We start from the raw sequence: 20,448 nt of genomic DNA on the forward strand, positions 1-20,448 counted from the left end.
TCTTAAGGTTTCTGAGGAGGTCGGACAAATGAGTTACTTTGGTGCCGTCGGGGAAGAACTGAAAAAAAGTTGGTGGAACGCAGTCGTCGTGATTGTCTTTACAATTTCCAGGATATTTTTCGGGTGGGGATTTTTTCACGCCGGTTGGGAGAAAATGACCAAGGAAAACTGGTTCGGTGACGGCAAGTTTGACGCAGGCGGACTGATTCATAAGATGGTTGGAAATATACAGCACTCACACGGCCCAGACCCGCTGCATTTAAACAATCTGTTGGTCTGGTTTGCCAATCACATCTTCATCCCCATGGCCGGATTTACAGATTTTCTGGTTGTTCTCTTTGAAATGTTAATTGGTATCTGTGTCTTCTTCGGAATCGGCATTGTCTGGACTATGCTCGTAGCACTGTTCTTAAACCTGCAGTTCGCGGCGGCCGGTTCTGCAAACAACTTCGGCTATTTGGTGACTGACATCGTTTGGTTCAAATGGCCCAAGTATGCTGGCCTGATTGGCTTTGACGGCTATGTGCGTTACAGAAAAGGTAAAAGCCTTCTGGGCGCATCGAGTCTGAACACCCCGCCAAGCGGCAAAGGGACTGCAATGTAAAGCCGCTGATAGACCGCTGTACGACATACAAAGCAGTGATTGTAACAGATTAAAGGCCAGAAGAGTCACCGAATATCACTTCGGTGACTCTTCTCAATATCTCGTTCCAACACTTCACTCTGCCCCAGGCTCCACGTAGGTCAGAGAGTCCAGAATTTCACGGAGGCTGAATTGTGCACATGCCATGGCTGTATCGGCCACGCCGTAATACAGTTTGACAACGTCATCTTCAACGACAGCACCGCACGAGAAAACAACATTTCCGAAGAAGCCTTCCGTTTCGTAAGGTTCCGTCGGAGTCAGTATAGGTTCATCGCTGCGCGCGATGACCTTTGCTGGATTATTCACATCCAGAAGCAGGGCGCCCATGCAGTAGCGGTCATTGTGATCGGCACCATGATAGATCTCCAGCCACCCTTTGTCTGTTTTGATAGGTACAGCCCCAGCTCCCATTCTTCGACTATCCCAGCGTCCCTCTCGCAGACCGATAAGATGCTGATGGTTCCCCCAATGCTCAAGATTGTCCGACTGTGCAATCCAAACTTCAGGCTGTCCTACGCCGCTTGGGACAGGTCGGTGAAGGGCGAAGAATTTGCCGTTGACTCTTTCAGGAAACAACACTACGTCTTTGTTTTCCGGAGGAAAAATCAGGCCGTGTCGCCGGACGGTAACAAAGTCTTCCGTCTCTGCAAGACCCACACCAACCCCTTCCGTTGACACGACGCTGTAGGTGATATAGAACCTGCCCTCAATTTGGGTAATTCTGGGGTCCTCTACACCGAATGCTTCATATCGGTTATTTGGAAACAACAGAGGTTCTTTGTCGACGATAAAGTGGCGTCCGTCTGTGCTTCTTGCAACTCGCAAGTACGATACAGAGGTTAAGTAAGACCACTGACTTTTGTTCTTGTAACGAATAACCCGTGAATCTCTGAAATCCAGCGCTTCATCGTTCAGGTTGAACTCTAGCGTGCGTAAGCCCTGTGCGTCAGGGTCATACCACACGGCTGAGACATGCTCATTGTCAGAACTGACAGGCCGTTCCGCTACACGCAGCAGCAGAATGGTTTCGTTACGCAGTTTGGCGGTGCCAGCATTAAAGGCTCCGATGACCTCACTCTGCTCAAGATGGGGTTCAATGTCTGAGGGTTGTACCAGAGGATTTTCGGCATATCTGACTACTTTCATGAACAAGATCACCTCGCAGGATTAGTAATCACTGTAGTTCGCAGTAAAAGTCGCTGCTCCAATTTTAGAGTCAGCCATTCCGTAATAAATGAAAGCTTGTCCATTGAGCTCGACCAAGCCCTCTATAAAGACGACATTATTGACTTGCCCCTCACGCTCAGCCCGAGCGTCTGGCGCAAAGAAAGGCTGCTCTGTACGTCCAAGGACTTTTGACGGGTCGTCGAGCGAAAGCAAAACCTGTCCTGCTGAGTAAACCAGCGTTCCGGCTCGGTTGTCCAGACTTTTCACGCGTTTAGCTGCATTGTAAATCAGCACGATGCCGTCCTTTGTTTTAAAAGGTTGAGGACCGGGTTCTATCAATTCACTGTCGAATGCATCTGGATTCTTTGAGGGTTCCATGACCGGCGTTGGATTCGGGAACCAATGCAACAAATCTGTGGACTCCGCCATCCAAATTGAAGTATCCCCGAAGAACATAATGTACCTGCCATTGATTGGTTCAGGAAGAATGGACCCTGACTTTGACCAGACTTTGTCCGACCCTTCAGACCAATTCGGAAACAGCACACCATGCTTCTCCCAGTGAAACAAGTCTGTCGATGTGGCCAAGCACATGCGAGCACTGCTGCCATCAAACCCGGTATATGTCATGTAGTAGACGTCTCCTACCTGACTAATTCGCGGGTCCTCGCATCCGCCGGGTAATTCGTATGCTTCAGTTGGGACCAGAACAGGCGTACTGTGTCGCGTGAACCGAATTCCGTCCACACTCTCAGCAATGCCAATTCTGGAAGTACCGTTCCAGTCCCCAACACCTTCATTATCTTCTGCACGGTAGAGCAAATAGACTTTTCCATCCTTCACTACTGCTGCCGGGTTAAAGACATCCTTTGATTCCCACCCGCTCCCCTGCGGGACCAAAATCGGGTTTTTGCTGCTCTTTTCAAAGGGTCCGACAGGAAATTTTGCGTTATCAAAAATGTTCATATATCATGCTCCAATCTAGTGCACTCACACCTGTTGACGATGCAGGCGTTGCTGCTGATTCTCACTTCTGTGTAGTCGGGCCAAAACGGCGCTGCCAATCATACCCGACATACCGCCCAGTTCGGCGGGCTTGATTTCGACAATCTCCCCTGACGTGGGAAAAGCCCGATTTCGTACAACTTGAGTCAATACGTCAAACATGGGCTTGCCAACTTTCGAAACACCGCCGCCAATCACGACAACGGACGGATTAAAAATGTGAATGATGTTTACGAGTCCGAGTCCCAAATAGCCAAACGATTCATCCAGAATGCGTTTTGCCAATTCATCTCCATTTTTCGCCATATCAGCCACCTCAGCAGCGTCGTGTTCTTCGCCAAACTGTTCCCTGGCAATTTTGGCAATGGACGTTCCCGAGGACAGTGCCTCCAGACAACCACGGTTCCCGCAAATGCATTGACGACCGTGCGCATCCACAATCATATGTCCGATTTCTCCGGCCGATCCCGTTTTTCCCCGCATCAACGAGCCATTCACGATGATGCCGGCGCCAATGCCCGTACTCACGGTGACATAGACTAGGTCCGTACTGTTGTTACCCGCACCAAAGTAGTTTTCTCCAATGGCTGCAGCGTTGGCGTCGTTCTCAAGCACAGTATGCAGTTGTGTTCTTTCTTCAACAATGGCTTTGAGCGGCACATTTTTCCACCCCGGCAGGTTAGGCGGAGACAAAACAACGCCCGTGTGAGAATCCAATGGTCCTGGAGAACCGATGCCGATACCCCCAATGTGACCACGTGCAACACCCGTTGTTACTTCCTTTACGGTCTCCACGATTCTCGCTACCACCGCATTCGGGCCTTCGTAGGCATTCGTGTCTCTGCGTACGTACTTTTCTATCCTTCCATCCTCATCAATGAGTCCTGTGAGGATTTTCGTCCCTCCCAAATCAACGCCCACATGGTACACATGAAATCCCCCATTCGTCTGTCGAAACATGCTGCATATAACGCTGAGCTTACCCCTTCGATCCCGTCAGAGTAATGCCTTGTACAAAATACCTCTGCGCGAAGAAGAAGATGATGATAATCGGCAGCATCACCACCACGGACGCAGCCATAATCAGATTCCATTGCGTATGAAACGTGCCTTGAAATAAATTCAGTCCAAGTTGCAGTGTGTATTTGCTCTGGTCGTTTAGATAGATGAGCGGTCCTAAAAATGAGTTCCAGGCTCCTTCAAAGGAAAAGATGGCCACCGCAGTCAAAGCCGGCTTGATGAGAGGAACCACGATTTGCAAAAAAATGCGCAAGGGGCCTGCGCCGTCAATCCTAGCTGCTTCCTCCAGTTCAATTGGAATCGTCATAAAGAACTGACGCAGTAGGAACACAAAGAATGCATTCCCAAAAAAGGCCGGTACCGTAAGTGGTAAAAATGTGTTAATCCAGTTCAGTTTGTGAAACAGAATGAACTGCGGAATGAGAAGTACTTCCGGCGGAATCATGAGAGTTGCCAACAAAATGCCAAACAGGATTTTTCGACCGGGAAACCGAAATCTGGCAAAGCCATAGGCAACAAAAGCACAGGATGCAACGTTCCCCACCATATTAAGTACGGCAATAATGATTGTATTGACGCCAAACCGCCCGAACGAGACTTCTGTCATAGCCTTCACAAAGTTGCCCCACTCAAAATGCTTTGGCAGCCACACAGGCGGAAATACAAAAATCTCATCGCTGCTCTTCAGAGCACTCAGAACCAACCAAACGAATGGAACCAAAAAGCTAATGGAAATACCAATTAACAACAGGTATACGATGAATTTTTGAGTCACTCTTTGCGGACGTCCTGATACCATTACTTTTCACTCCCATAATAAACCCATAGGGCTGATGACCGGAACACAAGCATCGTCAGCACGAAAACAATAAAGAACAGGACCCATGCCAATGCGGATGCATATCCCATGTGCAAGTTTGAAAAGCCTTGAATATAAACGTTGAGGGCATAAAACAGTCCGGCATTATTGACTCCAGCTCCCTGCCCGTAACTCGACCCCATGACATACGCCTGAGTAAAGTAACTGAACGCTCCAATAATCCCCATGACAAGATTGAAAAACAGAACGGGAGAAATCATAGGCAGCGTCACATATCTGAACTTTTGCCATGTTGATGCTCCGTCAATGACCACAGCTTCATACAAGGTCTGGGGTACGTCCTGGAGTCCTGCAAGCATGATGACCATGGCAGTCCCTACACTCCAAATACTCATGACAATAAAAGCTGGAACGGTCCACTGAGGAGTGACAAGCCACTGGGGTTTGGGAAGCCCAATGAATCCTAAAGCTCTATTCAAAAATCCGTAATCAGGATTCAAAATCCAGTTCCAGAGAACTGCGATTGCAACAGGAGGCAGAACCGCAGGCAAATAGAACAGTGTTCTAAACAACCTCATTAGCCTTACATTCTGATTCAGGAGAATCGCCAGCACTAAGGCGACAAGCAAATCCAGAGGTACAGATACAATTGCATAGTAAAACGTGACTTCAAGAGATTTCCAAAAATCCACACTAAATATCATATGGTGGTAGTTCCCAAAGCCAATGAACTTAGGCGGTCTCAGCAGGTTATATTTCGTGAAGCTTAAGTAGAGTGAAGCTGCCAACGGACCAAAGACAAAGACAATAAAGCCTATCAACCAGGGACTAATAAACAGATATCCGGTTAGAGCTTCTTTGCGTTTCATAGGAGACGAAGTACGTGTTTTTTTGTTCATCCAGCCAGCCCCCTTTACGGTAGTCCTCCTCGGGCTGTGTCATCAGGACCAAGGAGGACCGCCTGTCTTATTATTTCCCCTGAATTGCCTTATCTAGGGCTTTAGCAGCCTTTTGAGCAGCCTTTTGCGGCGTGGTGCTTCCAGAGAGAATCGGTTGATAAATGTCATTGCTTAAAATCGTATAGTAGTTAGTGGGAGTCAGCCTTGGTGCACGAGCATACTTCATGGATTGCAAAATGACTGGAATGCGGTCCTGAGGAGTGTGACCGCCTGGTGCGTCAGGTACAGAAATTTGCGACAAGTTCTTCGCGTACTGCTTCACAGGGGGAACAACTTTCCAGTGATTAATGGCCTTCAACAAAGCGGCATAAGCCTGGAACACCACATCTTTGTTCTTTTTCGTATGAGCATTGATAGCTAAATTCGCCAAATACAAGAATGTAGCATTTTGCGATCCTTTTGGCATCGGTGCTATTTTCGCGGTAAACCCTTGAGAATTATAGTTGCCGTCCGCTGCACCGCCGGCAAACATGGCAACCCGACCCTGCCGATACAAACTCTCAATATTCACATTTGCCAATTGTGCCAAGGGTGGAATGACCTGGTCCTTGCGCATCTGAGCCAGCAACTGAATCCCCTTTACTGCAGCGGGTTGACTCAAACTACTCTTTGTCAGCCCCTGATTGTAAAAATGTCCGCCTTGGCTCCATACATACATTTCAACAGGCGGCCATCCATTGCTCTGAAGAAAGCCGTAAATGTGTTTTTTAGCATTAGTCAGAACCTTCGCATCATGGAAGAACTGGGACCATGTCCACCCCGCCTTTGGCATCGGAAGATTGTGAGCCTGAAACATTTTCGGATTGTAGTACATCACAACAGGCTGTGCAATCCAAGGCAAAGAGTAGTAGTGGCCGTTGTACTTGGCGTTCAGGAGAGAACTTTTATAGTAGTTGCTTGGATTCGCTACAATGTATTTGCTCTTATACTTCGCTAAATACGAGTCCAAGTTCAACAGCGTTCCATTTTTCTCATATTTCGGAAGATTGTCATTATTCACATAAAAAATATCGGTCGCAGTGCCGGCAGCCAGTTCTGTGTTCAGCTTCTGACTGTATTTTGAAGGAACATTGATATCCTTTATCTGAAACTGACCTTGGTGCTGCTGATTAATCTTCTTGATGAGCCCCAGCAATTGCTTATTTTCCTGTGCACCGCCCCAGGACATAAACGTGACTGTAACCGGTTTCTTTGAAGCGCTGCTTGTACCATTGGAATTGTTATTGGCTCCGGCAGACCCGTTTCCACAAGCGGTAACCGCTACCATTGAAGAACTTATCACCACTGCTAAAGAAGCTTTCGACGCAAACTTCATGGTTTGACCTCCCTATTTTGTTTATTTGTCACTCTACCGCAAATGCCGCTTCTATCCTTCGATAAACATCCCCCCCTTGTCGAAAACAGTGTCATGGAAAGCCAGGCTTGCTGCACCCACGGCGGCCGAAAACTGTCCCAATGCGGCAGACTCAATCTGAAGATGATTAACAAAATCGCCTAAAACTTGAGATCGTGTCGCACTCTGTACAGCCTTGTAGTAAGTATCGTCCTCGGAAACAAATCTACCGCCGATGACAACCATCTCTGGGTTCAAAACGTTGCAAATACTTCCAATGGCAAACCCAAGGTACTTTCCAGAACGACTCACAACATCCTTGACAACAAGGTTCTCCGCCTTTGTTTCCTGAAGGATCTTGTCAATGTTCATGCGCTCACCGAGTTTCTTCTCCAGTTCCACTTCAATGGCGCCGATAGAAGCCATAGCTTCAAGACATCCCGTCTTTCCACAACGACACTCTGGACCGTCAATATCCATCAGGATGTGACCAATTTCGCCAGCTCCATTGCGTGCACCTCGATAAACCTGCCCATCCACAACAAGCCCGCCGCCGATACCGACATCAACGACGATATAAATAAGGTTTTGCAGTCCCTTACCCGCACCGTACTGAACTTCTCCATACGCTGCTGCGTTTGCGTCCTTCTCCAAATAGCATGGAATGCGAAACTCTCTTTCCATCATGCTTTGAAACGGTACATTTCGCCATGAAGGCATGTTTGGGGGAGAAATTATCGACGAACGGTCTGCACTAATCGGTCCTGGCGTCGCAACACCGATGCCATAGACGTCTTCATAGGTTTTGCCGAGACTAGACAACATTTCATCAATACGGTGCCTTAACTGAGCGATAGTGTCGTGCGGACCCGTAGTGGTGTCAAACGAGTCGTTGTATGACTTTACAACTTCCCCCTTGAAATTCATTACAACAATCACGATGTTCTCCACCTGAACGTCAATGCCAACAAAGTAAAAAGCGGATGCGTTAACGCCGTATTGCAGCGGTTTTCTACCGCCCTTGGAATCCGCGTATCCGTGATTACTTAAGACACCTTCCTCTTCGAGTTCATCAATGAGTGTGGATACGGTAGCAAAGGTCAACCCGGTGACACGCGCCACCTCTGGCTTCGTCATGACGTTTTCGCTATAAAACGTTTTCAATATGGTTAACTTATTCGCATTTTTCACAGACGAGAGATTCTTCACGGTTTCATTCACGGTTTGTCACATCGCTTACTGTAAATTTAGTCCGATTACACATTTAGTGCGATTACAAATTTGGTCCGTTGCACATTTCACCGGAGAAATAATGCCTGTGCAACATCCCAGAGTTATGTTGAATCTTATTATAATAAATATAATAAATAATGCAAGTATTGATTTTATTAAATTTGATGCTAAAAAAGGAACCCGGCAAAGAGCATACTAGCGCCTCAATCAACGAAATTCATTGCAATACTTGACTTATAATTTTAAGTATTATAATAATAGCCATAATATGAATGCCTAGAAATTATTTCAAGGAGGAATGTAAGTTATGCTGAATGGTAAGCGCTTTCTGGCGTTTGGAGTGACGTCCATACTGTCCATCTCATTAACGCTCACCCCGACAATCGCCCACGCATCAACGAACGGAAAGACGGTATCGAAAGAACTTCGTCAAGCCTCACCGTATGTCAACTTATCACACTTAAATTCCCTTCATACGACGGTACCCTATCCGTCATCGCCGCTCCCTCACCACTCTACGGTCAACCCAGGAACTCCGCTGGATGTATGGTGGGTGTATGCGAATTTGCAATCAAATGGAAAGTATAAAAGAGTGGGTGGCGGAACCTACAATTCCACAGCAAATACGTGGGGTCAAGGTGAGGCCGATATAGACGATATAGCCAGAATTTCAGTGGTGTATTTGCGTCACTACCAAATCTATCATGACCGATTCAGCCTTACTATGGCGCGTGCCGCTTTACGTACCATCATGTATATGCAAATCAATTCGGGGCCGCATGCGGGGAACTTTGTGAACTGGATTGAACCCAACGGACAGCCAAATCTCAATCCTGTACCTTCTGAAGACACCGGAAGCACTTTTGACTGGTGGGCTGCTCGAAGTCTGTGGGCCATGTCTGAGGGCTACCACGTGTTTAGAAGCGTTGACCCCTCTTTTGCAGATGCTCTTCGCACCAGAATGCAGTTAGCCATTCACAGTCTTGGAACTCAAGTATCATCGAAGTACGGGAAATACTATCTTATCCACGGCTACAAAATGCCTCAGTGGTTGATATCCGATGGGTCGGATGCCTCTTCAGTTGCGATGCTGGGATTAGTCCAGTACTACAAAGATACTCACAATTCCACGGCACGAAAAGTCTTGAATGAATTATCCACGGGAGTCATGAAGTCTCAGATTCGTTCTGCACAGAATCAGTGGCCGTATAACGCTCATATGCCATGGCAGAAATCAATTGATATGTGGGAAGCGTGGGGAAATCGTCAAATCATGGCACTGGCTGAGGCGGGAAAGATTTTAAGAAACCCTCAGTTTATTCAATCCGCAGAAAGAGCAGCCAACTCCCTGTATCCGCACATGATTATTTCTTTCGGACCAGACAATGGGTGGCTGCCGGCTCCTGACAACCAAACTCAGATTTCCTACGGTGCAGAATCCATGATTGACAGCCTGCTGACGTTGGGCAAGGTGACAGGCAACCCTACTTACGCCAAAGAAGCGGGAATTCTCGGCACATGGTACGAAGGGAACAATCGTGCTCACACCGTGATGTATCATCCGCGGACTGGGATCACCTTCGACGGAATCAACAACGATAAGACTGTTAATAAAAATTCTGGAGCAGAGTCGACGCTCACTGGTTTACTAGCGATGATGAACTTGGAGAGCAATCCAATCGCGCGGACGTACCTGCCCTACAACCGGGTCGTCTCCAAAACAAAGCCGCTCATCGTTGATGGCAGCTCCGGAACGCCTTCTAATGGGGCTTCCATTGCGTCGGCCCCTAATCAATGGTCTGGAGATTTTCTCTGGAGAACTGGCAGCTTCGGAGTACTGGTCCCAAAAAGTCAACTAGCCTATACTATAACTGTTGCTCACTCAGGGATGTACCTGATTCAGCTTTCTTACGACAAGCAGCAGCTTCCCGTCGGTAAACTGGGGGTCCGCGTATATGCCGACCACCGTGACATTGGAACAATCAATCAAGGCGGGGCCGGGGTGCAGGGGGGGTCTCCCACACCAGATTACTTGTGGATGCACATGCTTACAAAGCCCGTATTTTTTGCAAAGGGAACACATGTCATACGACTTGCTTACGCGGGGGCCAAGGGTCATGAAGCAAAAATAGACTCAATCATAGTTCAACCGATGATTGAGCGGGAAACACTGCAAAATTCTACGGGCAATTCTGTTACCATGTCCCATAATATGCTGAACGGTCGGCTCTCCTTTCATTCATGGTAGTAGTATTGAAGGCGGCTCGAGGTGTTGCACTCGAGCCGCCTTCAATAGAATGAAGCTACAGAATGAAGCTACAGAATGAAGCTACAGAATGAAGCTACTTTTCTCCAAAAAAGCGAAGCGGTGACCCTTTTGAATCAGACATATCCCGTTGGGACAACTCTATCAAACGGTTCCAAGCATCATCAATGGCTTTCGCCTCTTGCAGCAGCAAATCGACAGACACATCGCTGCCTTCCTTTAAAAGCTCCAAAAAACCCCTAATCACGGTCAGAGGGTTCAATGTCTTGTCCGCCAAGTGTCCAACGAGTTCTCTGAAAATCCCCCATTCCCGGTTCAGGTTCTGCAGTTCCTGAACAAATTTTTTCTCTGTTACTTCACGCAACATTCCTTGCACAATTTGGTGTCCGCCATATGCCACGGAGGTTGCCATGACTTCAACATCAATTTTTGTTTTATCAAGCTTGAATACTTGAAGCGATAATGGAGCCATCTCCAGACTCTGGTTTTGCAACTGTGCTATGATCTTCGCTACGACTTGCCGTTCTTCGCATGGTATAAATTCAAACAGGGAATGTGAAAGCAACTCGTTCTCATCTTTGACTCCAAACAGTTGGACGGCCGCAGGATTGGCGTAAATGAATTGCTCATGACAATGGAGTACAATGGCGTCAGGCGAATGCTCGACCAGACAGCGGTACATGTGATGAACCTCTCGTAAATGCTTATTAGAATAGAACACTTGGTCAGATAAATGATGCATGTAGTTCATCACCTCGCTCCGCATTTAGACAAATAGGGGTTTCAGTATCACGGATTCTTACTACGAAACCCGTATTGTAATAGTAACTTGAAACTTCAGTCTAATAGCCATAGGCAGTATTAATAATGAGTTCTTCTAGATATCTTCTAATCTGTAAAAAATAAAGATCGTCCCGTTGAGTGACCTGCGCTTCACAAATAGAAAGTATGAAGTCGCAGTACTCAAGGGACGATTAGACACTTTTGTCGTCACTGGTTATGCTGGTTAAATTCTAATGAAACCTGCTATTATCAACTGCAATTGCTGACGCAGCGTTCTTTTGGCCGGACTCATGTCCGCGAAGTCCACTGCACAACCTGCGCCGGAGTGACAGGAATTTCTGTGACCTCCACCTGAAAAGGGGCAAGGGCGTCAGAGACCGCATTTGCCAGTGCAGCAGGCGCAGCAATCAAAGAACCTTCGCCCATGCCTTTAAACCCGCCTTCTCCATCAGAAGGCGTCTGTATGTGTTCAATTTTCATCCGTGGAACCTCAGTACTGACTGGCAACAGGTAGTCCATCAAAGAGGTGTTGGTCAACTGCCCGTCTGCGTCATACCTCAGTTCCTCCAAAAATGCCGAGCCAATTCCCTGCGCAACGCCGCCGTGAATCTGCCCTTCAACAATTGTTGGATTTATCAATGTGCCGCAGTCGTTGACAGCGGCATAATCCAATACAGTTACAAGCCCTGTTCTTATGTCCACCTCAACAACGGCAACGTGGGTTCCGTTGGAATACGTTGCACTTCGCTGCGGACGGTATCGTGCTACCACTTCAAGACCGATTGGCATATCATCGGGCAACCTTGAAACGTCATTATAGGCCGTTCTGGCTAAGTCACGAATCGGAATTCCTCGTGATGGTACGCCTGCCACCTGTGCTTGCCCGGCTTCTAGTTCAACGTCCTCTTCCGCGGCTTCCAACAGATGAGCGGCTAGTTTCACCAAGCGCTTACGCATTTCCTGACCTGCTCGAATCGCTGCACCCCCGCCGATTGCACCGGAACGACTGCCTCCGGTACCGCCTCCAAAGGGTGCGCTGTCTGTGTCTCCGTGAAGTACAACCACATCTTTAACATCCACGCCGATTTGATCGGCGATAATTTGCGCCATGGTGGTTTCATGCCCTTGACCGGAAGGTCCGAGGCCCAACGCTGCCGTCACCGTACCGTTTGGTTCCATACGAATAGAAGCCGATTCATACGGCGTCGATCCCGCTTCCGAAGACACCCCTGCCGTCGGCTCCACAAATACGCACATTCCAATCCCGAGATACCTTCCCTGGTTTCGAAGCTCAGCTTGATTCTTACGAAATTCCTCGTAATTCACCAGTTTCAGGGCAGCTTCCATGGATTCCGAATATGAACCGGGATCATAGAGTTCTCCCGTAGGCGTTTCGTAAGGAAAGTCTTCCTGCTGGATCAAATTTACACGCCTGACATCAGCCGGGTCCATTTTCAGACGCCGAGCTACTGCGTCCACGACGGCTTCGTGAACCCAGGCACCAACCGGTCCGCCTACGCCTCGATAAGCTCCAACGGGGGTTTTATTGGAGAAAACACAGTCAATTGTAATAGATACGTGAGGGACCTTATAGGGACCTGTGAGCATGTCTGTCGCCCATCCTGCTTCACCCACAGCTCCTGGAAAACCTCGGAACGGGTAAGCGCCTGTGTTACCAATAACCCTGTCAACAATGGCAATAATGCGGCCGTCATTCTCATAAGCGACTTGTACCTCGTGAATGTTGTCACGGGCGTGCGCGTCACTTTGCATGCCCTCAGTTCTGTCGCTAATCCACTTGACGGGGCGTTTCAATTTTTGTGACGCGATGGCCGTCACAAAGTACTCTGGATAAAGCATTGCCTTAATTCCAAATGCGCCGCCAACCTCAGGCACCACCACCCGCACCTGGTTTTCTGCAAGTCCGAGCAGTTGAGTCAACTGCGTCCGCAGTTCATGTGGAGACTGGTGTGAGCAATAGAACGTCAGTCGTCCAGACAACGGGTCCGTCATGGCTGCACAAGCCCTTGTTTCCATGGCCACACCCGTTTGACGATTGGTTGTCAGGGTTTGCGAGAGATGGTTCGGCGCACTGCGAAAAGCTTCCTGAAACCCATCGGTTTCGTGCTCCTTGTGAAAAAATGTGTTGGGCCTGTGGGAAAAAACCCGCCGCGGCTCTTCGTTGAGCGCCTTGCGGCTGTCGATAACAGGAGCAAGCGGCTGATACTCTATATGCACAAGGTCAGCTGCATCTTCAGCCACGTAGCGGTTCTCGGCTATGACTGCAACAACAGGCTCGCCGACATAACGTACTTCTCCGTCCGCCAAAACCGGCTGACCCACATCATAAGACTTTGTGTATAAATTTACCGGACAATCCTTGGCAGTCAGGACAGCATGTACCCCTGACAGTTTCTGTGCCTGAGATAGATCAATAGAAGAAATTTTAGCGGCAGCTCTGTTGGAGCGAACAAATACCATCTCAAGCATACCCTGCACAGCAATGTCATCAAGATAATGACCCTGACCTGACAAAAGGCGGGCATCTTCCAGTCGCGTGACGCGGGCTCCGGTAAACTGAGGCTTCATCGGTGCACCCATTACTGTCCCTCCCTTTGTGTCGTGGACGACACCCTTCGATAGGCTTCGGCAGCTTCCAAAACCGCGTCGACGATAAACTGATAGCCCGTACAGCGACAGATGTTCCCAGACAGAGCCACACGCACTTCCTGCTCGGTTGGGTTGGGATTCATTTTTAATAAAGCCTCTGCAGTCAGCACCATCGCAGGCGTGCAAAACCCGCATTGTAAAGCGTGGTGTTTTTCAAACGCGGCCTGGAGTGGACTTAACCCCTCAACGGGAGTGGCAGCCTCAATCGTTCTTATCTCACTGCCCTGTGCTGAAACGGCGAACATGAGACAGCTGCGCTGTGGTTGTCCGTTAACCAGCACAGTACAAGCGCCGCACACACCCTGTTCACAGCCCACATGTGTTCCTGTCAGTCCCAATTCATGGCGCAGCACATCCGATAACAGCCATCGCGGCTCCACGTCAACCGTACGCTGTTCGTCATTAATACTGAGTTGAATCCGGGTCAGATTTTGCTGTGTTGTCATGGTTTAATCAAGCCTCCCTGCTGCATTCTGATAGGCATCCTCCGCAACTGTCACGGCCAAGCGCCGCTTATACTCTGGTTCATCAAGAGGGTCAAAGGTTTGTGTTAAATCAATGAACACAGCTTCGCGCTCCTGTCGGTTCTGAGGAAACCTTGTTTCTCGCCGTTCCGGTCCGCCGCTTACGCCGAACCAGGTTACGGCGCCCCGGTCAGTGCCATGGAGTTCCACAAAGGCTCCGGCTAAAGCAAAATCCCCGGGTCTGCGGGCAAATTCCGAAAACCCAAACTGGCTGGTATCAGAAACAGGAACCTCGATGCCCGTAACAAGTTCATTGGGTCCAAGGTCGGTTGTCAGAAAACCGAGAAAGAATTCTTCAGCTGGCACAGTCCGAGTGCCGTCACTGCTTGCGATTTCGATGTCTGCATGCAGTGCAACCATTGCAGCGGGCAACTCGGAAGCGGGATCGGCGTGGGTTAACGATCCACCGAGCGTACCCCGGTTTCGAATGGCCCAGTGCCCAATTTCTCCGGCAGCTTCCGCTAAGACAGGAAAGTGTTCGTGAACGAGTTTGCTCATATGCAAGTTTTGGTGACGGGTCAACGCACCAATTCTTAATCCTCTGTCTGTTCGTTCCACGTAATCCAGCTCCGTCAGACCTGTAATATCAAGCAGCGTCTCGGGCCGCATCAAACGAAAGTTCATCATAGGAATCAGACTTTGACCGCCTGCAAGAATCTTTGCTTGGGGTGATGACTGCAATACCTGTACGGCATCAGCCAAGTTCTCTGGACGGTAATAATCAAAGGCAACCGGCTTCATGTACTTTCTTCCCTTCGTCGGTATTTTGATATGACTTGTAGGTTAAGGCCAGGTTTGGCGATGACATCCTATCCTCTTAACAAGCCCAGTAAGGTTTTGGGGGAGTGACCTGATTCAATTCCATCCAAATACGGCATCGCCGCCAGTAAGGTTTTGGTGCGCGGGGAGAAGCCAGGTGTAGCCGCTAATGGATTGATCCAGAGAACCCGCGCACCCGTCTTGTGGATACGAGCAAATGCTGTTCCGGCCAGCTCCGGATTTCCTCTGTCCCAGCCATCACTAATCACCACCACCCTGCACGGGGGACGAAGCCAGAGCTCACCGTAAATATCAATCCAGCGGTTTACGACAACCCCAATTTTTGTACCTCCAGCAAAAAGCCCCTGTAACTCAGCCAGTCGATTCGCCGCATCTCGATGAGACCCTCGCAGTAATGCAGTCATGTCCTCCATTTTGGCTGCGAAAGCAAATACGCCAGTATTGGGACGCCGACCGACAAGACCATGAAGCCAAGGCAAATATAAATCGAAATAATCCGACATTGATGCGCTCACATCCCACAGGACGACCAGACGTCCTGGCATTCGATGAGACCTGCGAAACTGCGGTTTTATACCTTGGTTCCCCGCCTTTGCCAACGCTTTGATGGTTTTGGACCAGTCCAGGCGTTTTATTCCAGCAGTCAAGAAGGGTCTGCGGCTTGGTATGGACATGAAAGCAGATGACGTCCGTCCTGTGATATTGTCTGTCCAGCGCGGTGGTTTCTGAAAAAATCCTCTGTCTAACTGGCCTCCTTCGCGGGTACTGGCCCATGCACTCCCATACTCCGATAGACCGCTTAGATCCCGTTGCCTGTTTTCCACTTCATTGTTACTCACTTCATTGTTACTCACTTCATTGTTACCCACTTCATTCTCGTTGTGCGAAACTCCGGACTGAGATTCATCATCACTTCTTGCTTGGGAATCCATATCACGGGATGTCCCATTACCCGCATTCTCGGGTGTGGAATCGCCCGAATCGAATTCCCCAAGACCCTTTCAGACTCCGTCCAGAAGCTTCGACAAGCGCCCAAGCACCATCTCCCAATCAGAGACGTCCTTTATGACACAACCAAGGGTTGCTCCCATCCATTCTTCGGAAAAGTCCACTGGCTGGTTGTAAAAGTAGGCCTTAGCCCAATCAATAGATTCAGAGATACCGGGTAGTTTCATTAAATCCCAAGAGCGCAGTGTTTGAACCGCCTGGACAATCCGCTTGACTGCGTCTAGTGGTAAACCAGGGACATGTGAGGCTACAATGTCTGTTTCGCTGGACAAATTCGGCCAATCAAGAAACTGGTAGAGGCAGCGTCGGCGGAGAGCATCGCTTAACGGACGCACCCGGTTGGAAGTCAACACAACAACAGGCGCCACGTTTGTCGATACAGTCTTCCATTCAGGCACCGAGATTTGAAAATCAGCTAGAAACTCAAGCAAGAGTGACTCGAATGCCATATCTGTCCTGTCAACCTCGTCTATGAGCAACACGGCTCCCCTTTGTGAAAGCAACGCTTTCATCAATGGTCGAGGCAAAAGGTAGTCTGCGGTAAAAATATCTGCGTCCTCGTTGCGCCGCAACTCGACAAGTTGTCTGTGATAGTTCCAGTCGTAGAGGGCTTGCGTGTCATCAAGTCCTTCGTAGCACTGGAGCCGAATCAGCTCCCGATTCAAAACGGTTGCCATGGCTTGTGCCAATGCGGTTTTGCCCACGCCCGCAGGGCCCTCTAATAACAGGGGTCGACTCATGTCCAGTGCCAGTAACGTCATTTCAGACAACTTCTCATCTGCCAAATATCCAGTGTCTCGAAGCCTGCTTTGCAATTCAACACGACTCGTAAGGGTCTTCATACTACGCCTTGGATGCCTCATTAGCTGACTGTAAAACGTGGTTAAAAAACTGGTTGATAAGCATTCTTGCCACACCGGAGAGCATCCGCTGACCGACGCCTGCCACAGTGCCCCCGACTTTAGCTTCACCGTTATAGGAAAGAGTCGTGCCATTGTCCGCGGGGGCAAGAGTCATCTTGACGTCAGCGTCCATGAAACCAAGTTGCCCTTCACCATGTACAACCAATCGGTAACCCTTGCCGGGATGAACATCTTTCAGGTCGAGTTGCCCGTCGTACGCACCTTTAATACCGCCTACTCCAACCTCCATAGAAGCCTTAAAAGAGTGTTCTGTAATGCGCTCCAGTGACTTCATCCCCGGCATAGCCTTGACAATCACGTCAGGATTCGTGAGTAACTTGAACGTGTCTTCCGGGGATGTCGGAAAATCTTTCGTACCTGAGACGAGCATGGACTCCCTCCTACATTTTTGATAGGTCTCATATAGCTGTGAGAATATACACGTTCATTTTATCAGAGTTGTGAATTTAATTTGAAATTTTATGTGAAGATGAGTGTGGGACATCCCTTGGCTCGATTCTTGCCGGTCCATGTGCAACATCATGAAGGTCAAGGCGATACAAGAGAAACTCTTCTCCGCTGTGACTGATATGGGTTCTCTGAAGCTTCCAGCCAAATTTTTCGTAAAATGCACCAGCTCCATTCATACCTGCTGGCGCTGTCACCAAATCGATATAGCGCACGCCTCTCTCTATGGCCAACGATTGGTATGAAAGGATTAGGGACGTGCCCACACCGGCAGATTGTACGTCGCTGTTTACGAATAAGTGAGTGATATCACTGACCTTGGTAACAAGGGAAGTTGTAATGACGGCATCCGTCTTTGCATTTCTCTTTATACTCCGGAGAACCCCTTGGGTATAGCGTCTTATCCGGGTTCGTACAAGCTCTTTGGCCAGTTTCGCGTGAAGCAGAGCTTGAATGGAAATTAGAAACGCGAAATACACACCGTGACGGCGAGTCAAGTAACGATAGTGAAGGGACGGGTTTAACGTTCCAAGTAATGCGCCCAGTATCATATCTGTGTCCTCATCCACTGCAACCAGCGCCACTGCATGTTTGCTGTCTGCAAATGCACGATAGTAGCGTTTCAAGAAGCGGGGCCCAAATCGAACAATAAACTCTTCGCTTAACATCTCCTGATGGAGTTTGGCGACCACATCCAGGTCATTCCTATCCACCGCGCGCACGGCAATTCTGCTCATATGTACCTCCGTAGTATTGCTCGAATTTATCCTTAATCTGGACAGAACGGCAAATAATAATGCAAACAAATAAAAAAGAGTGAGAAGTCGCTAGAAACCCACTCATAACCGTGTTGCCATTCTCGAATCTGCGCGTTGAACCACTCACTGCACCAGCAATTGCCAACCTGCTATAATTAAAAAAATACGACTTCAAACGGATGCATTGAGACGAACTGACATCCACGTCTAGCAAGGAACAGTACATGATGGAGAAGGTGAACATGAGTATGACGGAGTCATTCAAGGGTGTTGCAGCATCCGCAGGAGTTGCCATTGGCATAGTGCACATTTATCGAACTCCAAGCCATAATGTCACCCCTACTATTGTCAGTGATTCGGAACGTGAAGCGGTTCGCTTTTTAAAGGCGATTGAGGATGCCGTGACAGAAATCGAAGAAATTAAAGAAAAAATTGCCGCCGACCCAACGATTGATGCAGAGCACGGTAAGATTATTGAAGCACATAGAATGATTTTGAAGGATCCAGCGTTTGCGGACAGCATCGCGGAGCAAATTCGGAGTACTTCTAAAAACGCAGAAGCTGTACTGCGGGATAAGACCGACGAACTTGTTGCCATGTTTGAAACCATGGACGACGAGTATATGCGGCAGCGAGCATCCGACATACAAGACATTTCGGGCCGCGTAATGGCCAAGTTGTTTGGTCTTTCTTACGGATTTAATGCAAGTGAATCGACAGATATCATTCTTGTTGCCGATGACTTACACCCGTCAGACACCATCGAACTCGACTTGACACGCGTGAGAGGATTTGCAACAGACGTCGGAGGTCGTACTTCTCACACTGCGATAATGGCTCGAACCAGGGGGATTCCCGCAGTTGTAGGAGCCCAAGCCCTTTCTGAAACAGCTGTTGACGGTATGGTTGCGATTGTTGACGGCGGCTCCGGTGAGGTGCATCTGAATCCAACTTCAGACGAGATATCATTCTACGAGGCCAAGGCGCGTACAGATGCAGATAAGCAGCGTCAGCTCCACCAATTACTCAATGAGCCCTCCACAACCACTGATGGATTCTGCGTCGAACTAGCTGCCAATATTGGAGTGCCCGAAGATGCAATCGCAGCAATGGAGAATGGTGCTGAAGGAGTAGGCCTATTCCGCTCGGAATTTTTGTTTATGAACCGCCACGAGCTTCCTTCTGAAGAGGAGCAATTTGAGGCATACCGCAGGGCCGTTTCTACAATGGACGGCAGACCAGTCATCATACGAACCATGGATATCGGCGGCGACAAATCGTTGGAGTATTTGAATCTTCCGCGCGAGCTCAATCCATTCTTGGGATACCGGGCCATCCGCATAAGCCTGGACCAGCAATCCCTGTTTCAAACACAGGTGCGAGCCATATTGCGGGCTAGTCACTATGGCAAAGTAAAAATTATGTATCCCATGATTGCTACACTGGAGGAAGTTCGACAAGCCAAAGCAGGGCTGGAGGCGGCTCAAGAGGAATTGCAAAGGGAAGGTATAGCTTTCGACGCCGGCTTGGAACAAGGCATCATGATTGAAGTTCCCGCTGCAGCCATTTCTGCGGAACAGTTGGCACCAGAAGTAGACTTCTTCTCAATTGGAACCAATGATTTAATACAGTACACAATGGCAGCGGATCGTATGAATGAAAAAGTTTCCTATTTATATCAACCCTATCATCCGGCCATTCTGCGGCTGATTAAGATGGTCATTGACGCAGCACACCATCACGGAAAATGGGCAGGGATGTGCGGTGAAATGGCAGGAGACATAAGAATTGTGCCGATACTCCTTGGTCTTGGCATGGATGAACTGAGCATGAGTCCGTCTTCTATTTTGGAAGTTCGAGAGTTGGTGCGAAACTCCAATCAGGGCAACCTGCGGACATTGGCCGAAGAACTGATACAACAACCTAGTTCAACTGCCGTGCAGGAATTATTGCAACGGTATCGATAGAAAAGGAGATAAGTTGCGCTGCGCAGTGCATCCGGAACCGTGGTCCATACCAATGTGGAGACAAGCGGATGAAGGAGAGACGGGACTTTCCCGCTTCTCCTCCAGTCACATTCAGACTCCAAGTTTTACAACGCCCCAT

Annotated in this window: 18 protein-coding genes; 3 read left to right on the forward strand and 15 right to left on the reverse strand. The window is 48.7% G+C overall.

Translation table 11 applies throughout. The features are described 5' to 3' along the window. The first annotated feature begins 28 nt into the window (after positions 1-28). Positions 29-604 (forward strand): DoxX family membrane protein, encoded by a 576-nt coding sequence (locus GI364_RS17445; protein ID WP_198850504.1) that lies wholly within the window; start codon positions 29-31, stop codon positions 602-604. Between the two features lie 114 nt (positions 605-718). On the opposite strand, the gene GI364_RS17450 is transcribed toward GI364_RS17445, so the two are convergent. The 7 genes from GI364_RS17450 to GI364_RS17480 all read right to left on the reverse strand — a co-directional run bounded on the left by GI364_RS17450 (position 719) and on the right by GI364_RS17480 (position 8,171). After that, positions 719-1,792, reverse strand: coding sequence for a BtaManbiosPhlase (locus GI364_RS17450; RefSeq protein ID WP_198850505.1), 1,074 nt, complete (start codon positions 1,790-1,792; stop codon positions 719-721). Between the two features lie 21 nt (positions 1,793-1,813). Then, on the reverse strand, positions 1,814-2,779 hold the full coding sequence (locus GI364_RS17455; RefSeq protein ID WP_198850506.1) for a glycoside hydrolase family 130 protein: 966 nt from the start codon (positions 2,777-2,779) through the stop codon (positions 1,814-1,816). Positions 2,780-2,803: 24 nt separating this feature from the next. Beyond that, a complete protein-coding gene (locus GI364_RS17460; RefSeq protein WP_198850507.1) occupies positions 2,804-3,748 on the reverse strand; it encodes an ROK family protein in 945 nt (314 codons plus the stop codon). 49 nt (positions 3,749-3,797) lie between these two features. Continuing rightward, on the reverse strand, positions 3,798-4,637 hold the full coding sequence (locus tag GI364_RS17465) for a carbohydrate ABC transporter permease (protein WP_198850508.1): 840 nt from the start codon (positions 4,635-4,637) through the stop codon (positions 3,798-3,800). Then, positions 4,637-5,557 carry a carbohydrate ABC transporter permease gene (locus GI364_RS17470; protein WP_233095844.1) on the reverse strand — a complete coding sequence of 307 codons (921 nt, stop codon included), beginning with the start codon at positions 5,555-5,557 and terminating at the stop codon, positions 4,637-4,639. The genes GI364_RS17465 and GI364_RS17470 overlap by 1 nt, the downstream gene beginning before the upstream one ends. Before the next feature lie 70 nt (positions 5,558-5,627). Beyond that, positions 5,628-6,932 carry an ABC transporter substrate-binding protein gene (locus tag GI364_RS17475; RefSeq protein WP_198850509.1) on the reverse strand — a complete coding sequence of 435 codons (1,305 nt, stop codon included), beginning with the start codon at positions 6,930-6,932 and terminating at the stop codon, positions 5,628-5,630. 51 nt (positions 6,933-6,983) lie between these two features. Further along, complete coding sequence (locus GI364_RS17480; RefSeq protein WP_198850510.1) at positions 6,984-8,171, reverse strand: ROK family transcriptional regulator; 1,188 nt, start codon at positions 8,169-8,171, stop codon at positions 6,984-6,986. A 319-nt stretch (positions 8,172-8,490) separates the two neighbouring features. Here GI364_RS17480 and GI364_RS17485 point away from each other — a divergent pair, with 319 nt between their 5' ends. After that, on the forward strand, positions 8,491-10,431 hold the full coding sequence (locus GI364_RS17485; RefSeq protein ID WP_198850511.1) for a hypothetical protein: 1,941 nt from the start codon (positions 8,491-8,493) through the stop codon (positions 10,429-10,431). Positions 10,432-10,525: 94 nt separating this feature from the next. On the opposite strand, the gene GI364_RS17490 is transcribed toward GI364_RS17485, so the two are convergent. The 8 genes from GI364_RS17490 to GI364_RS17525 all read right to left on the reverse strand — a co-directional run bounded on the left by GI364_RS17490 (position 10,526) and on the right by GI364_RS17525 (position 18,321). Next, positions 10,526-11,191: a PAS domain S-box protein gene (locus GI364_RS17490; RefSeq protein WP_198850512.1), complete on the reverse strand. Its 666-nt coding sequence runs from the start codon at positions 11,189-11,191 to the stop codon at positions 10,526-10,528. A 329-nt stretch (positions 11,192-11,520) separates the two neighbouring features. After that, a complete protein-coding gene (locus GI364_RS17495; RefSeq protein WP_198850513.1) occupies positions 11,521-13,833 on the reverse strand; it encodes a xanthine dehydrogenase family protein molybdopterin-binding subunit in 2,313 nt (770 codons plus the stop codon). Beyond that, positions 13,833-14,348, reverse strand: coding sequence for a (2Fe-2S)-binding protein (locus GI364_RS17500; protein ID WP_198850514.1), 516 nt, complete (start codon positions 14,346-14,348; stop codon positions 13,833-13,835). The genes GI364_RS17495 and GI364_RS17500 overlap by 1 nt, the downstream gene beginning before the upstream one ends. A gap of 3 nt (positions 14,349-14,351) precedes the next feature. Continuing rightward, positions 14,352-15,167: an FAD binding domain-containing protein gene (locus GI364_RS17505; RefSeq protein WP_198850515.1), complete on the reverse strand. Its 816-nt coding sequence runs from the start codon at positions 15,165-15,167 to the stop codon at positions 14,352-14,354. Positions 15,168-15,235: 68 nt separating this feature from the next. Continuing rightward, entirely contained in the window at positions 15,236-16,138 is a 903-nt protein-coding gene (locus tag GI364_RS17510; RefSeq protein ID WP_198850516.1) for a VWA domain-containing protein, read from the reverse strand. Positions 16,139-16,207: 69 nt separating this feature from the next. Further along, entirely contained in the window at positions 16,208-17,056 is an 849-nt protein-coding gene (locus GI364_RS17515) for an AAA family ATPase (protein WP_198850517.1), read from the reverse strand. 1 nt (position 17,057) lies between these two features. Continuing rightward, positions 17,058-17,507, reverse strand: a complete 450-nt coding sequence (locus GI364_RS17520) for an SRPBCC family protein (protein ID WP_198850518.1) — start codon at positions 17,505-17,507, stop codon at positions 17,058-17,060. Between the two features lie 76 nt (positions 17,508-17,583). After that, a complete protein-coding gene (locus GI364_RS17525) occupies positions 17,584-18,321 on the reverse strand; it encodes a GNAT family N-acetyltransferase (protein WP_198850519.1) in 738 nt (245 codons plus the stop codon). 263 nt (positions 18,322-18,584) lie between these two features. On the opposite strand from GI364_RS17525, the gene ptsP reads away from it, so the two are divergent. Beyond that, positions 18,585-20,309, forward strand: a complete 1,725-nt coding sequence (gene ptsP, locus GI364_RS17530; protein WP_370541793.1) for a phosphoenolpyruvate--protein phosphotransferase — start codon at positions 18,585-18,587, stop codon at positions 20,307-20,309. Positions 20,310-20,448: the final 139 nt, after the last annotated feature.

This window comes from Alicyclobacillus sp. SO9 (assembly GCF_016406125.1).
Taxonomy (GTDB): domain Bacteria; phylum Bacillota; class Bacilli; order Alicyclobacillales; family Alicyclobacillaceae; genus SO9.